Annotated in this window: 15 protein-coding genes; 7 read left to right on the plus strand and 8 right to left on the minus strand. The window is 39.4% G+C overall.

Annotation, left to right across the window (positions count from 1 at the left end; all coding sequences use genetic code 11):
- Positions 1-3: 3 nt before the first annotated feature.
- The 4 genes from MWU82_RS07910 to MWU82_RS07925 all read right to left on the minus strand — a co-directional run bounded on the left by MWU82_RS07910 (position 4) and on the right by MWU82_RS07925 (position 3,146).
- The gene (locus MWU82_RS07910; protein WP_215949521.1) at positions 4-270 is read right to left on the minus strand and encodes a DUF3098 domain-containing protein; all 267 of its coding nucleotides are present in this window, start codon (positions 268-270) and stop codon (positions 4-6) included.
- 9 nt (positions 271-279) lie between these two features.
- A complete protein-coding gene (locus tag MWU82_RS07915; RefSeq protein WP_215949520.1) occupies positions 280-1,158 on the minus strand; it encodes a permease-like cell division protein FtsX in 879 nt (292 codons plus the stop codon).
- A 139-nt stretch (positions 1,159-1,297) separates the two neighbouring features.
- Complete coding sequence (locus MWU82_RS07920; protein ID WP_247095985.1) at positions 1,298-2,860, minus strand: T9SS type B sorting domain-containing protein; 1,563 nt, start codon at positions 2,858-2,860, stop codon at positions 1,298-1,300.
- Between the two features lie 73 nt (positions 2,861-2,933).
- A complete protein-coding gene (locus MWU82_RS07925) occupies positions 2,934-3,146 on the minus strand; it encodes a hypothetical protein (RefSeq protein WP_247095987.1) in 213 nt (70 codons plus the stop codon).
- Positions 3,147-3,257: 111 nt separating this feature from the next.
- Here MWU82_RS07925 and MWU82_RS07930 point away from each other — a divergent pair, with 111 nt between their 5' ends.
- The 4 genes from MWU82_RS07930 (at position 3,258) to MWU82_RS07945 (ending at position 8,758) form a co-directional block, all read left to right on the plus strand.
- On the plus strand, positions 3,258-6,230 hold the full coding sequence (locus MWU82_RS07930) for a class I tRNA ligase family protein (protein WP_247095989.1): 2,973 nt from the start codon (positions 3,258-3,260) through the stop codon (positions 6,228-6,230).
- 92 nt (positions 6,231-6,322) lie between these two features.
- Positions 6,323-6,577, plus strand: coding sequence for a SemiSWEET transporter (locus MWU82_RS07935; RefSeq protein WP_215949516.1), 255 nt, complete (start codon positions 6,323-6,325; stop codon positions 6,575-6,577).
- Between the two features lie 250 nt (positions 6,578-6,827).
- Positions 6,828-7,928, plus strand: coding sequence for an alanine dehydrogenase (gene ald, locus MWU82_RS07940; protein WP_247095991.1), 1,101 nt, complete (start codon positions 6,828-6,830; stop codon positions 7,926-7,928).
- A gap of 134 nt (positions 7,929-8,062) precedes the next feature.
- A complete protein-coding gene (locus MWU82_RS07945; protein WP_215949514.1) occupies positions 8,063-8,758 on the plus strand; it encodes a zinc metallopeptidase in 696 nt (231 codons plus the stop codon).
- A 51-nt stretch (positions 8,759-8,809) separates the two neighbouring features.
- On the opposite strand, the gene MWU82_RS07950 is transcribed toward MWU82_RS07945, so the two are convergent.
- Positions 8,810-9,280: an Lrp/AsnC ligand binding domain-containing protein gene (locus MWU82_RS07950; protein ID WP_072860523.1), complete on the minus strand. Its 471-nt coding sequence runs from the start codon at positions 9,278-9,280 to the stop codon at positions 8,810-8,812.
- Between the two features lie 48 nt (positions 9,281-9,328).
- A complete protein-coding gene (locus MWU82_RS07955; protein WP_215949513.1) occupies positions 9,329-10,702 on the minus strand; it encodes a saccharopine dehydrogenase family protein in 1,374 nt (457 codons plus the stop codon).
- A 77-nt stretch (positions 10,703-10,779) separates the two neighbouring features.
- Here MWU82_RS07955 and MWU82_RS07960 point away from each other — a divergent pair, with 77 nt between their 5' ends.
- Positions 10,780-11,172 (plus strand): DUF423 domain-containing protein, encoded by a 393-nt coding sequence (locus MWU82_RS07960; RefSeq protein WP_247095992.1) that lies wholly within the window; start codon positions 10,780-10,782, stop codon positions 11,170-11,172.
- Between the two features lie 51 nt (positions 11,173-11,223).
- Complete coding sequence (gene pckA / locus MWU82_RS07965; protein WP_247095994.1) at positions 11,224-12,840, plus strand: phosphoenolpyruvate carboxykinase (ATP); 1,617 nt, start codon at positions 11,224-11,226, stop codon at positions 12,838-12,840.
- Positions 12,841-12,914: 74 nt separating this feature from the next.
- Here the strand turns inward: pckA and MWU82_RS07970 are convergent, their stop codons facing one another.
- Both MWU82_RS07970 and MWU82_RS07975 read right to left on the minus strand, forming a co-directional pair.
- Positions 12,915-13,661: a uroporphyrinogen-III synthase gene (locus tag MWU82_RS07970; protein WP_215949510.1), complete on the minus strand. Its 747-nt coding sequence runs from the start codon at positions 13,659-13,661 to the stop codon at positions 12,915-12,917.
- Positions 13,658-14,323, minus strand: coding sequence for a DUF4271 domain-containing protein (locus MWU82_RS07975; protein WP_215949509.1), 666 nt, complete (start codon positions 14,321-14,323; stop codon positions 13,658-13,660). Before MWU82_RS07975 ends, MWU82_RS07970 begins: the two co-directional genes overlap by 4 nt.
- Positions 14,324-14,869: 546 nt before the next feature.
- Between MWU82_RS07975 and MWU82_RS07980 the strand changes: the two genes are divergently transcribed.
- Positions 14,870-15,598 carry a polyprenol monophosphomannose synthase gene (locus MWU82_RS07980; protein WP_247095996.1) on the plus strand — a complete coding sequence of 243 codons (729 nt, stop codon included), beginning with the start codon at positions 14,870-14,872 and terminating at the stop codon, positions 15,596-15,598.
- Position 15,599: the final 1 nt, after the last annotated feature.

Genomic DNA, 15,599 nt, shown 5'->3' on the forward strand with positions numbered 1-15,599 from the left:
AATTTATTTCTTCTTATGCGGATTCAACAGAATGGCGTAAACTTCTATCCCAAGGCCAATCAATACCAATGTTGGGGCCAAGCGTATTCTTCTGAAATTATAAATTTCAGGATTAAAGACATTGGGATCGTCACTTCCTCCACCGCTCATAAGGATAAATCCTAGGCTTATTAAGGCCAAACCAACAAACATAAAAAGGTAATTTTTTTTCTGAAAAATAAATTCCTGTCTAGGCTTTTGTGGTTGATTATTGTTTTGTTTTTTACTCATGCCGCAAAGTTAATAATATAAATCGTCTGTTCTAAGGTTTAAGAAACGTTGTGTTGCAAAAAATGTACTTATAAAGGAAATCAAGACCCCTAAAAAGAAGACACTTGCAAAAAGAAATATGAGAATTGTAGGGTCCTGAAAAAGGTTGAGTTCCGGAAAATTTATATTTACATAGTATATTACAAAGCCTAGAGCAATTAAGGCTATGACCGCTCCAAGGACCCCCAATTTAATGTTGGTCCAAATAAAGGGTCTGCGGATAAAAGTTTTAGTGGCTCCAACCATCTGCATGGTTTTTATAATAAAGCGCTTGGAGTAAATGGATAGTCGGATGGAACTATTTATCAAAAGCACAGCGATAAAGGTGAAGATACCACTCGCGACCAGAATCCAGAAACTTATTTTTTTTACGTTATCGTTTAAAAGTGTAATCAAGGGTTTGTCGTAGCTCACTTCTTCAATATAGTCCCGACTTGAAATTTCCTCTGCTATTTCAGCAATCTTCTCTGTAGAAACATAATCGGCCTTAAGTTGCACGTCTATGGAATTCTTAAGGGGATTATATCCCAAGAAATCCAAAAAATTCTCTCCAATTTCTTCACTGTGTTGTTCTGCCGCCTGTTCTTTGGAAACATAGGTGGCCTTTTTGGTATATTCGGCCATGGCCAAACTTTTTTGCAATTGATCAACCTCCACTTCCTTGGCATTGTCCTTAAGAAATACCGATATGGTAATCTGCTCCTTAAAATGGTCTGCCAACTTTTTAGTATTCAATACCAAAAGTCCCAAAATCCCCAATAGAAAAAGGACTAGGCCAATACTTAGGACTACTGAGAAATAGGAAGAAATCAGTTTTCTTTTTTGAAAACGTTCGAATGATGTGCTCATAGTACAAAATCAATATGTAAAAATAGGAAAGTAAATTGAATTAAAAATAGCAGAGGCTCCTTTCCTCACTAATTAGAAGCTGTACTATGGTCTAGCGGTTTCATTTGGCCTCTTGAAAACCTCTTCTTTTTACTAGAAATCATCTTTTTAAGGCGAAATGGCCTTTTTTTATGTTGTTGTTAACTTTAAATTGAAACCAATAATCAGAGGCGGGAAGTTCTCGCCCATTATAACTACCATCCCATTCGAAAGGACTGTTCATTGTGGTTTTTAAAAGGTTGCCATAGCGGTCAAAAATACTTAATTGTGCCGGTTTTAAATTTTCGGCCCCACTAATCTTGAAAGTATCATGTATACCATCTCCATTAGGGGTAAAAAATTTAGGGATTACCAAATGAACATAAGGGAGATTTGTTGTGCCACAGTTGTTTTTCTCACGGGCAAAGAGGGTATATAATCCGCCCTCAGTATTGGTAAACTGATTATCGTCTTGGTAATTATAACCATCTAGGGAATATTCAAAATCCCCATTATTATCCATGATTATGGTAAGGGTGTATTCCTCCGAAATGGCTGTTTTTATTTTAGGCGCATCAATTTGATTTAAGGTAATGGTTTTTTTGGTAGAACAGCCATTGTCATTGGTTAGTGTAACAGTATAGATTCCGGGGGTACTAACATTAATATCAGAGGTAGTTTCGCCGGTACTCCACTCATAGTCTACATTACTTGTGTCGGAGGACAAGGTGATGGTCGTATTTTCACAGAAACTCAGGGTTTCATCTGTTGGTTTTTGGGGGTCGTCGTGTACAATAATGGATACGGGTGTCCTTTGGCTGGAGGAACAACTCAATATGGAATCGGGATCGTGAACGAAGGAGCCAGGGACCGGTGGTCCCAAAGGGGCGGGCAAAGCCCGAGATTCAGCATAATACGTGCCCGATGTTAGAGCCAAAAGAGTGGTACTGTTGGCAAGCAACAGATTACCGCCTATGGGTTCGTCATACCAATCCACTGTTAAATCTTCATACCATTCCACTTCTTCATCTATGCTTACAGTTAGCATCCTGTTTTCGGATCTACAAGCTTCTATATTTCCAAGGCTCAGGGGAGGGTCGGGCTGGGGTACGCTGAAAATCTCGTATACTTGATAATCAAAATTACATAAAGAGCCTGGTGATTCTTCATCGATTAATACATACCTATAAAAGCGATAATTGGTCGACGACGATGGAATAATATATCGGTTACTGAGTCCTGGTACATTACTAATAGCGTCTTCCCAATCTCTGCCATCTGTACTTTTCTGCCATTTATTGACGTATTTAAAATTTTCTGTTTGTTGAGGGCTTGAACGAATGATTGTAGAATTTACTTGAAGTCTTATACTGGTAGGAGGCGCTGTTTCACAGCGGGGAAAACTAGTATTACCCCATTCATCGTACACGACAGTCTGAACGCGGCAATTTTGGGCAACAGTATTCACCTTTTTTGGGATTGTAATTGTTTGCTCTTTATGAGGGGGATATGCGAGTGCGTGCGGAGAAATACAGTCTTGGCTGCTTTCGGTTTCATCCCATACCGAAAATAGGGGCAGGCCAGTATGTATTGTGTTATGCTTAAATTCTCCATAAACAAAATTGCTGTAAAAGCAAACTACTAAAAGTAGTTTAGTACACAGTTTTCCTGAGAAATAGTTCATATTGAAAGTTATATATTTTGTGACAAATGAGCAACTTGTTTCGTTGACATGTCATTTTGCCGCTTGTAATCCCTTATAATGGGTTTAATTCTCCAAGGCTTGCCTGCCCATTCCAGTCAGGCCGGCCTTTAATGTAACCTGTTTTTTCAGAAGCATGCCATTTATCCTTGGGGCTAGGGTATTCATTGGATTTATTTTTAAGGTGTGAAATTGGCTGGAGGAGATGTTGTTGTAGCCTGCTTGAAACAATTCCTAATTTATATATTCTTACCACTATAATCTTCATCTTAGGCCCTATTGTGATAGTTCATTTCATAGATTAAACTTATTTTTGCGCTACATTAATAAATGCAGGGGTGTGCAGTAGGTACACTGGATTAAAATACAATACATTAGGATGACTTACGATTTTAGGAAGATTGAAGAAAAGTGGCAGAAATTTTGGGCGGAAAACCAAACCTTTAAAGCGGAGAATAACTCCCAAAAAGAAAAGTTTTATGTGTTGGATATGTTTCCATATCCTTCCGGTGCCGGTTTGCATGTAGGGCATCCTTTAGGTTATATTGCCAGTGATATCTATGCACGTTACAAAAGGCACAAAGGTTTTAATGTATTGCATCCTATGGGATACGATTCCTTTGGATTGCCTGCGGAGCAATATGCTATTCAAACAGGGCAACATCCTGCCATTACCACAGAGACCAATATCAACAGATATAGGGAGCAATTGGATAAAATAGGCTTTTCTTTTGATTGGAGCCGGGAAGTTCGTACCTCGGATCCCAGTTATTACAAATGGACTCAATGGATCTTTATCCAGCTTTTTAATTCCTGGTACAATAAGGATACCGATAAGGCGGAAGATATTTCCAGTCTGATTGCTATTTTTGAAAAAGAGGGCAATCAAAGTGTAAATGCTGTTTGTGATGAAGATGTTGCAGCATTTTCAGCAGCCGATTGGAAAGCCTTTACCGCAAAGGAACAACAGGAAGTGTTATTGCAATATAGGTTGACGTATTTGGCGGAGACCGAAGTAAATTGGTGTCCCGCCTTAGGGACGGTTTTGGCGAACGACGAGATTGTCAATGGAGTTTCGGAACGAGGTGGTCATCCGGTGATCCGTAAAAAAATGACGCAGTGGAGCATGCGCATATCTGCCTATGCCCAGCGGTTGTTGGACGATTTAACTATGGTAGATTGGCCTCAGCCCTTAAAGGACTCCCAAACCAATTGGATCGGTAGGTCCGAGGGGGCGGAAGTAACGTTTAGGGTTAAGGGGCGTGAAGAAGTGATAGATGTTTTCACCACCCGCCCAGATACGATATTCGGGGTTAGTTTTATGACCTTGGCCCCAGAGCACGAATTGGTTGCCAAAATAACTACTTCTGAGCAAAAGGAAGAAGTAGAGGCCTACATAGCGGCTACGGCCAAACGCAGTGAGCGCGATCGTATGGCCGATGTAAAGACCATTACGGGAGCCTTTACCGGTGCTTTTGCGGAACACCCATTTAGCAAGGAACCCATTCCAATTTGGATAGGGGATTATGTATTGGCCGGTTATGGTACCGGGGCGGTAATGTCCGTTCCCTGTGGAGATCAGCGCGATTACGACTTTGCAAAGCATTTCAATATTCCTATTCCAAATATATTCGACGGAGTGGACATTTCTGAAGAGGCCTTTGCCGATAAGGAAAAGACAGTCATTGCCAATTCCGACTTCTTAAATGGACTTCCCTATAAAAAGGCCGTTAAACGCGTCATTTTCGAATTGGAGAAATTGGAACAAGGAACTGGAAAGATCAACTACAGGTTGCGAGATGCTGTATTTAGTCGCCAACGCTATTGGGGGGAACCTTTTCCAGTATATTATGTGGACGGGATGCCCCAAATGATCAGAGCCGAACATTTGCCTATTGTACTACCTGAAGTTGAAAAATACTTACCAACCGAAACGGGGGAACCCCCTTTGGGCAATGCTACGGTTTGGGCCTGGGACGTAAAGAAGTCTGCAGTTGTCAATAATCAGTTAATAGATCATAAAACCGTATTCCCGTTAGAGTTGAATACCATGCCGGGTTGGGCAGGAAGTTCGTACTACTTTAACCGTTATATGGATCCCAATAATAAGGAGGAAGTATTTTCCCAAGAGGCCATTAATTACTGGCAGGATGTAGACTTATATATTGGAGGTAGCGAGCATGCTACCGGACATTTGCTGTACAGCCGTTTTTGGCAGAAGTTTTTGTTCGATAAAGGCATAGTGCCAAAACCCGAGTTTGCCAAAAAACTCATCAATCAAGGGATGATCACGGGGACAAGTGCTTTTGTTTATAGATATGTATTGAATTGGTATACTGGAGATTCTGAGGAATGGGATTCTAAGAGTGAGAATAATCATCAAGTTACACTGATAGTTTCTAAAAAATATTACAAATGGTTAAATTCTGAAGAGTACAGTTTAGATAATAATCTTGTAATTGATGTTTTAGGTGATCATATACCAGATTCTTTTCATAATGGAAGATTTAGGAGTTCTGATATAGCTTTAATACATGCAGATGTTTCTTTTTTAAATGCATCAGATGAACTAGATATTGAAGCATTTAAAAAATGGAGGCCAGAGTATGAAGATGCGAAATTTGTTCTAGAGGACGGGAAGTACGTTGTAGGTCGTGAAGTAGAAAAAATGTCCAAGTCCAAATACAATGTGGTAAGTCCGGATAATATCTGCCAGGAGTACGGTGCAGATTCCCTGCGTTTGTACGAAATGTTCCTAGGACCTTTGGAGCAATCCAAACCTTGGAATACTGCGGGTATTACAGGGGTTCACAGTTTTCTTAAGAAAATGTGGCGTTTGTTCCACGGGGGAGATGAAGGGGCCTTTTTGGTCACCGATGCCGAACCTACCGCAGATAATTTAAAGACTTTGCACAAAACTATCAAGAAGGTGGAAGAGGACATTGAGAACTTCTCTTTCAACACCTCTGTATCTACCTTTATGATTGCTGTGAATGAATTGTCTGCCCAGAAATGTTCCAGCAAGGCTATTTTAGAGCCCTTGACTATTTTGGTTTCTCCCTATGCACCGCATATAGCGGAAGAGCTGTGGAGTAAATTGGGACACGCCACCTCTATAGTCACTGCTCCCTTTCCTAAATTTGAAGGGAAGTATTTGGTGGAGAGCAGTAAGGAATACCCTATTTCTTTCAATGGGAAAGTGCGCTTTAAATTGGAGTTGCCGGCAGATCTTTCCAAAGAGGAAATAGAGGCTGCTGTAATGACGCATGACAAAACACAGGAACAACTACAGGGTCGTACCCCTAAAAAGGTGATTGTGGTCCCGGGAAAAATTGTCAATATAGTAGGATAAGGAGATTGATCTGAAGGTTAAGTTTTATTCAGGAATATCATTGGATTTAAATTCACATTGTGGGGATTGTCCATAAAATTGTATCTATCGGGATGGAAAATATCGAAATTATGGGCATGGTGGCAGCCGTGCTAACTACCTATTCTATAGTGCCGCAGGTATATAAGACCTGGAGCAATAAATCTACCAAAGATATTTCGCTCACCATGTATTTGGCAATGTTCCTTGGAGTGGTACTATGGTTGATTTATGGTATATATCATGAAAGTGTGCCCATGATCTTGGCCAATTTTATTACTGCGGTGTTACTATTTATTATGATAGTTCTTAAGCTAAGATATAAATAGCTGGCAATTTCTTTATTGAAATTTCTTATTATTTGGTGCAGTATATGGCCAGCCTTTTTATTGGGTTCGTACACATAATGTGAAAAGTGTAATAATCAATGATTCTGTCCTCATTTAGGGGATTTTCTTTTTTTCTTATACTTATTTTTTCCATTTTTGGAATTCTTACCATCATTTAAAAGTGGTAATAAATAATGACTCTTGCCTGAAAGTGGTGTTTTTTTCATTTAGTTTAAAAAAAGAATTGACAATGAAAGTCGGGATTCCAAAAGAAATCAAAAATAATGAAAGTAGGGTGGGCATAACACCTGCCGGGGTTTTTGAACTGGTGAGAAATAACCATACGGTATATGTGCAAACCGGAGCCGGTGATGGCAGTGGGTTTTCAAATAGCGATTATCAACAAGTGGGAGCCATTGTTTTGGATACCATAGGTCAGGTTTACGCCATGAGCGATATGATTGTTAAGGTAAAGGAGCCTATAAAGGAGGAGTATGCCCTGGTTCAAAGAGGGCAAGTTGTATTTACCTATTTTCATTTTGCCTCTAGTGAGGGACTTACTGAAGCCATGATAGATCGTAAGGGTATTTGCATAGCCTATGAAACTGTAGAAGATGAAGATGGAACATTGCCATTATTGACGCCCATGTCCGAAGTTGCTGGTAGAATGGCCATTCAACAAGGGGCCAAATACTTGGAGAAACCAGAAAAAGGCCGAGGGGTGCTCTTGGGAGGGGTTCCTGGAGTGGCACCGGGAAGGGTTTTGGTACTAGGAGCTGGTGTTGTAGGGATTCAAGCTGCTAAAATGGCAGCCGGACTTGGGGCCCATGTTACTATTTTGAATGTTAATATGAAACGGCTTCGTTATGTAAATGATGTAATGCCAAGTCATGTGGTGACAGAATTTTCAAATGAATTCAATATTAGGAAACATATTAAGGACCATGATCTAATTGTTGGGGGTATCTTATTAAAGGGAGCCAAAGCCCCTAAGATTATTACTAGAGATATGCTTAAGGATATGCGTCCAGGGACGGTAATTGTGGATGTGGCCGTAGATCAAGGAGGATGTGTAGAAACTACGCGGCCTACTACGCATGAGAATCCGGTATATATTATAGATGATGTGGTACATTACTGCGTTACCAATATGCCGGGAGCAGTTCCATATACTTCAACCATGGCCTTGACCAATGTAACCTTGCCCTATGTGTTGAAATTAGCTAATTTGGGTTGGGAAGAAGCTTGCCAGTCGGACGTATCCCTGCAAAAGGGACTGAGTATAGTAAAGGGAAAAGTGATCTCTAAAGAGATTTTGGATGCCTTTAAGTGGGAGTCAAGGGATCAATAGAAAGTACATTTTGTCATACTTCCAACCCTGTCATAATTTGGCGGGGTTTTTGATTAAATAGAAAAGAAAGAATTACTTGATATTAGGAAAAGGAAACTTTAGTATATTGGATTAATTTTAAAAAGAGAATTGTTATGATGATGTATTATATATTACTGGGTGCCATAGCTCTGGTAAGTTGGTTGGTTAGTAATAAGCTAAAAAGTAAATTTAAGTTCTACTCCAAAGTGCATTTGCGCAACGGTATGAGCGGTGCCGAGATTGCCGAAAAAATGTTGGCAGACCACGGAATTAGGGATGTAAAGGTTATTTCCACACCAGGAATGTTAACAGACCACTACAATCCGGTAAATAAAACGGTAAATTTAAGTGAGGGGGTCTACAATCAAAGAAACGCTTCAGCAGCAGCGGTTGCAGCCCATGAATGTGGACATGCGGTACAGCACGCTACGGCATATGAATGGTTGACCTTACGTTCCAAATTGGTGCCAGTGGTAAGTGTTACCTCGGGAATGTCCATGTGGGTGGTCTTCGGTGGTATTATGTTGGGAGCTGCAGCGGGAGTTGGTCTTGGATACTGGGTAGCCGTGGCAGGTCTAATAATGATGGGACTCGCTACCTTATTCAGTTTTATCACTTTACCCGTAGAATACGATGCCAGTAACCGTGCCTTGGCTTGGTTAAAGAATAAGAATATGGTAACTCCTGAGGAATACAAAGGTTCTGAAGATGCCTTAAAATGGGCGGCCAGAACGTATTTGGTAGCAGCAATTGGCTCGTTGGCCACTTTGGTCTATTGGGCTATGCAGGTCTTGGGAAGTAGGGACTAAGACTTATGACAAATCAAATAAAAAGGGACATCTTTCTGGATGTCCCTTTTTTTATATCGTTATTTGTCGGTCTATTTGTTGGTCCAGTGAAATAAAGGTCTCTGTTCTGGATACCCCTTCTATCTGCTGTATATCCCTGTTAAGTACATGCATAAGATGTTCGTTGTCCCTGCAAAGTACTTTTATAAGAATGGACCAGTTTCCTGTAGTATAATGGCATTCCAGTACCTCTGGAATTTTTTCAAGCTCCTTAACCGCCACCGGATTGCTCATGGCCTTGTCCAAATAGATGCCAATATAGGCCATGGTGGTATATCCCAAAACTTTGGGGTTGATAATGAATTTAGAGCCTGCTATTAAACCTGAAGCTTCCAATTTTCGCAACCTTTGATGAATAGCAGCACCTGAAATCCCAATATTTCTGGCAATTTCCAGAACGGGCTTCCTGGCATCGTCCATCAAAAATCTTAGTATCTTTTTGTCGATACCATCAATTTTTATGTTTTCGTTATTGGATTTCATTGGTTCTACTTCAATTTCTATATAAAGATACCAAAATGGTTTTACATCTTAACTAGCAACAGAGTCGGGATTATAACCCAAGTAGGGTACCTGGTATTCCTTAAAGTGAATTCCATAGCTTTTAAGTTGCTTTAATATAGGTTCGTATACCTCACGCCTTATAGGTAATTGTACCCCTGGAGTGGTGATTTTTTTGTTTAATATCAAAAGGGTGGCCATGGCTACAGGTAATCCAACTGTTTTGGCCATTGCAGTATAGGTCCGGTCTTCCCCAATAACCACTGTATTGGAATCTATCTGTGCTTTTTTTCCATTAAGTTCGTATCCAAATTTATGGTACATAACAATCATATCCTTGTCCGTACTGGCCAAGGTCCAGCTATCTTCCAAGATTCTTTGTAAAATTTGTGCGGGCGTAGCGTTTTTTAATTCAATTTTCCTTTTCGAATCAAATAAGTGCAATTCCATTAATTTTTCCCACATTATATCGTCCTGGTCTATCTTAAGATAATGCCGCAGTTTTAGTTCTACCGTATTGGTAGGGGAATAGGGTAGAAATAAGTTTACGAATTCGCGGTAAGACATTCCTTCGGAATTCTCAATGGTATAGCTGTCATCGGTCATGCCCAATTGGACGAACATATTCCACGCCTTGGAAAAACCTACCCTTCTCATGGTTCCCCTATATAGGGTGAGTACGTTCTCCAGTCCGTAGGCTTCCCTGTATTTTAGAGAGTCCCTGTTGGCGTACACTTCAAATTTTCCGTAGCCTTCTACATCCAAGAATTCGGTTCTTCGAAATAGTTTGTGGTAGGGAATATATTTGTATGTACCTTCTTGAATAAATTTGGCTACTCCCCCCTGTCCGGCCACCACCACATTTCTAGGGTTCCAAGTAAATTTGTAGTTCCACAGGTTGTTGTCGCTTTCCGGGGCCACCAACCCGCCGGTGAAAGATTCGAAGAGAATTATTTTGCCGCCACGTTCCCGTATATTATCTATTACCTGCATGGCACTCATGTGGTCTATACCGGGATCCAAGCCAATTTCATTCATAAAAATCAGGCCTTTTTCTTTGGCCTGTTGGTCCAAAGCCATTATTTCATCGCTTATATAGGAAGCTGTAACCAAATGTTTTGTAAATTGAATGCAATCCACTGCTACCTTGATGTGAAAACGGGCAGGGAGCATGGAAATGACTATGTCCGATTGTTCTATGGCCTTACTTCTTTCCTTATCATTGAAAATGTCCAATTTTAATATAGTACAGGCCCCATGTAATTTTATTTTCTCAGGAAGGACTTCCGGATTTAAGTCACATATAGTAATATGTAAATTTTCGGATTCGGCTTTTTGCAATAAATAATCCAACAAATATGCAGTGGATTTTCCGCTGCCGACAACAAGAATTTTTCGACGCATTGGTTTTTTGCTTTTCTATTTTACGGATACTAAGGTATCAAATTGTTATATTTGTAAGAAATAATCCCTTATAAGTTATGAACAAAACAATTTTCGGTACTGGTATTTTTTTCGGTTTAACAGCAGTTCTTTTGGGAGCTTTTGGGGCACATGGTTTGGAAAAAATGATCGATGCCAAGGCAATTCAGACCTTTGAAACCGGGGTAAGATATCAGATGTACCATGCATTGTTCCTTATGATTTTGGGAGGTTGCAACGTATTGGCCAACGAGCGCAAAAAGATGGTTTATTATTTTATCGTGGCCGGGGTTGTATGTTTTTCTTTTTCAATTTACCTTTTGGCCATCAATGAATTGTCAAGTTTTGATTTCAAGAAACTGGCGCTATTGACTCCTTTTGGAGGTGTTCTTCTGATTACAGGCTGGATACTTTTGGGTATTAGGGTTCTTAATCAAAAACCATCTAATTAAAACTAACAAGCTCATAGAGCACTTATATTTTTCTAATAAAACTCAACTATTATGAATTCATCAACACCCTCAACTAAATCGATTGCGTTGGAGACGTATGGTATATCCAGTAAAAAAATTCATTACCAATTGGCACCGTCCAAATTGCATGAAATTACAGTGGAAAAGGGAATGGGAGTAACCTCGTCTACCGGAGCTTTGGCTATAAATACTGGCGAATTTACTGGTAGGTCGCCAATGGACAGATTTATTGTAAAGGATGATATTACGGCCGATAAAATTTGGTGGGGAAATGTGAATATTCCCTTTGAAAGCGAAAGGTTTGATGCCCTTTACAACAAGGTCATCAAATATCTCAATGAAAAGGAGCTTTATGTAAGGGATTGCTTTGCTTGCGCTGATGATGATTACAAGATGAACATTAGGGTTATCAACGAATACCCCTGGTCGAATATGTTTGCTTATAATATGTTTTTAAGGCCAACGGAAGAAGAGTTGGTGGGTTTTGATCCGGAATGGACGGTGATCAATGCACCTGGGTTTATGGCAAATGCAGAGGAAGATGGAACAAGGCAGCATAATTTTGCCATCTTGAATTTTACACGCAAAATAGCCTTGATAGGAGGTACCGGTTACACCGGGGAAATTAAAAAGGGAATATTTTCTGCACTGAATTTTATTCTCCCGGTATTTAAGAATTGTCTTCCCATGCATTGTTCGGCAAACGTTGGCGAGGATGGGGACACAGCTATCTTTTTTGGACTTTCCGGAACGGGCAAGACTACCTTGTCGGCAGATCCACATAGAAAATTGATCGGGGATGATGAACATGGGTGGACCAAAGAAAATACCGTTTTCAATTTTGAGGGAGGTTGTTATGCCAAGGTCATTAATCTTTCGGAAGAAAATGAGCCCGAAATTTACGGAGCTATAAAGAAAGGGGCGCTTTTGGAGAATGTGGTCCTGGATGCCAATGGGGTGGTCGACTTTGCAAATACCTCCATTACCCAAAATACCAGGGTAAGTTATCCTATTTATAATATAGATAATATACAGGTACCGTCCATTGGTAAGAACCCAAAGAATATTTTCTTTTTAACGGCAGATGCCTTTGGGGTATTGCCTCCAATTTCCAAGCTGACCCCTAGTCAGGCTGCCTATCATTTTATATCGGGATATACGGCCAAGGTGGCTGGTACCGAGGCAGGGGTGGTGGAACCTGTACCCAGTTTTTCGGCCTGTTTTGGAGCGCCGTTTATGCCATTACATCCAACCAAATATGCAGAGATGCTCAGTAAGAAGATGTTGGATGCAGGGGTGAATGTATGGTTGGTAAATACAGGTTGGACCGGTGGCCCTTACGGGGTGGGTACCAGAATGAAATTGAAATATACCAGGGCTATGATCCATGCGGCATTAAGTGGCGAACTGGGATTGTACAGCTATGATAATTACCATATCCACTCCGTTTTTGGAGTGGCGCAGCCTAGGGAATGTCCTGGAGTCCCCACAAGTGTGCTAAGCCCACGGGCAACATGGAACAATGATGAGGCCTACTACAAAACGGCTTTTAAATTGACCAATGCCTTTCGTGAAAACTTTAAAAAATTTGAAGTCTATGCCAATGAAGAAATAAGACGTGGAGGGCCACAACGATATGCATTCTAAAAGAAAAACCCCGAGGCACGCCTCGGGGTTTTTTATAATGGAGTATTGCTAAATTAATTCTTCGGCAATAATTATTATTTCTTGTTTACACTAGTAATGTATCTCTGAAGTGCCATGGTCATAGAAGGCGTTTCCGGGGTAGGGGCCTGAATGTCTATTCTTAACCCTGCTTCCGTGGCCGCTTTAACCGTTGAATTTCCAAAAACCGCTATTCTGGTTTCGTTCTGTTTAAAATCGGGGAAATTCTTTAATAATGATTCTATTCCCGAAGGACTAAAGAATACCAATACATCATAGTACACATCCCTTAAATCGGAAAGATCACTAATTACGGTTCTGTAAAAAATACCTCTGGTCCAATCTATTCCCAAACTATCCAGAGTTTCAGGAACAATAGGTTTAAGAACGTCAGAAGACGGTAATAAAAATTTTTCGTCCTTATATTTTTTGATCAAAGCATTTAAATCTGGAAAATTCATTTTCCCGACATATATTTTACGCTTACGGTATACAACGTACTTTTGTAAATAGTAGGCTACTGCCTCTGACTGACAAAAATATTTCATCGTATCAGGAACCTTAAACCTCATTTCCTCCGCGATCCTAAAGAAATGATCCACCGCATTCCTACTGGTAAGAATAATGGCAGTAAAATTCTTAAGGTCAATTTTTTGTTGTCGGACCATTTTGGCATCAACACCTTCCACGTGGATAAAAGGTCTAAAATCTACCTTTATTTTCTCCTTATCAATAAGCTTGGAATAGGGGGAGTTTTCCATCTTAGGTTCTGGCTGAGAAACCAAAATCGTTTTTACTTTCATAGGTTTCGATCTATTAGATAGTTTCCAACTATAATAATTGGTGCTATTTCAAGAGCGCAAAGGTACAAAATAAAATACACAAAATTACTGGCGATGAATTTTTGATGATTTCTCAACGTTGTTGTCCAACCAATAGCGTTTATAAGAAATACTAGTAAAAGACTTATAAAAACTACTGCTTTTGACTCCCTGAAAACATAATTTAATAGAAGATTGGCAAATAGCATTACAATGCCACTATAGTTAAGATAGGAGAGTTTCTTGAAAATTATTTCGGAAATGACCTTATTGGAATTGAAAATAAAACCGTTACCCAATTGCAAAAGTATTTTAATAGTAAAAAATAAAAAAAGCGATATAAAGATTATACCGTAGGCTACGAACTGTTGACCTTCCGGAATCTTGAAAAAAATTGTGTAAGCAAAATATAGGAAAAGGGAAAAATTAAGTAATTGAAAAATACTGAAAAAAATACTAAACCAATTAAAGAGTTTGTCTTTCTTCTGGTAAAGGAAGATATATTTGTTGTTGAAAGGTAAAATAATATAGTTCAAGAAACGGCTATAAAAGGATGTTTTTGCAAGTACCATAAAAAAGATACTGGAAAATAGGATAATGGTTATCCAATCTACGGTATAGTCATTTCTTAAAATAGCTTCCATTTATACGGTCTAGTTTTTATTTCCCGACAGATTCAAAAAAACAATCATTTATCTAAATATTCTACCCGTTTTTCTCTGTGCTTAAGGTCTTGTGCTTTGGCAGATATTATTGCTAACAACGTATATTTAAATACTTTAGTGTCGTAAGCAATTTAATCAATCCTTCCAGCCAGACATGGGGCACTTGTTATTTTTTAGGGCGATTAAATAATCAGCCCAAACCTAAGCTTTTTTAGGACCATATCCATGGAAAAAGATAAGAAACCAGTTAGGACGGCGTTATAGGATTATTAATGGATTTGCCGTTGCCGCCATGTGTGCCCTTCCCTTTTTATAAATACTTATATCTCCGCTACTGAACAAGACGTTGTCCAATGATGATATTTATTGAATTCAATATAGCCGTGGCTCCATTTAGGAAGTGCTATTTAAAGGCCAAAACCATACATTTGCCATTATATGGAATCTTTAAAAAAATCATAAAAGTTCCCTGATATTTCACTACAGTTTATAAAATACTATTTTTGCTAAAATTGCAATACCTAGATGGCGGATAGCTTGGTCATTATTCCTACCTTCAATGAAATTGAAAACATTGAGCTCATTATTCATTCCGTCTTTGCTTTGGAGCAGGATTTTCATATCCTAGTTGTAGATGATAATTCTCCTGACGGTACAGCTGAAGCGGTAAGAGCTTTGCAGGAACAATATTTGAATAAATTATTTTTAGAGGTAAGACAGGATAAATTTGGATTGGGAACTGCCTATATCCATGGGTTTAAATGGGCCATAGAAAAGAAATATGAATATATTTTTGAGATGGATGCCGATTTTTCACATGCCCCATCAGATCTTATAAAGCTGCGCCAAGCCTGTATTGATGGGGCGGATGTGGCCGTAGGATCACGGTACAAAAAGGGAATTAATGTAGTAAATTGGCCCTTGCATAGAATATTATTGTCCTATGGGGCTTCATTTTACGTGAAGTTGATAACGGGAATGAAGGTGGACGACCCTACGGCCGGATTTGTCTGCTATAGTAGAAAGGTCTTGGAAACCATCAATTTGGATTCCATTAAATTTATTGGCTATGCATTTCAAATCGAAATGAAGTTCAGAGCCTATCTTCAAAATTATAGGATTGAAGAGGTGCCTATTATTTTTACCGATAGAATAAGGGGAAAATCAAAAATGAGTGCTTCCATTATTAATGAGGCGGTGTTCGGGGTACTACAGATGAAGTTGCGCAGTTTGTTTCACAAAAAGAAATTTTAAG

This window comes from Arenibacter sp. S6351L, from assembly GCF_023016025.1.
GTDB lineage: Bacteria > Bacteroidota > Bacteroidia > Flavobacteriales > Flavobacteriaceae > Arenibacter > Arenibacter algicola_B.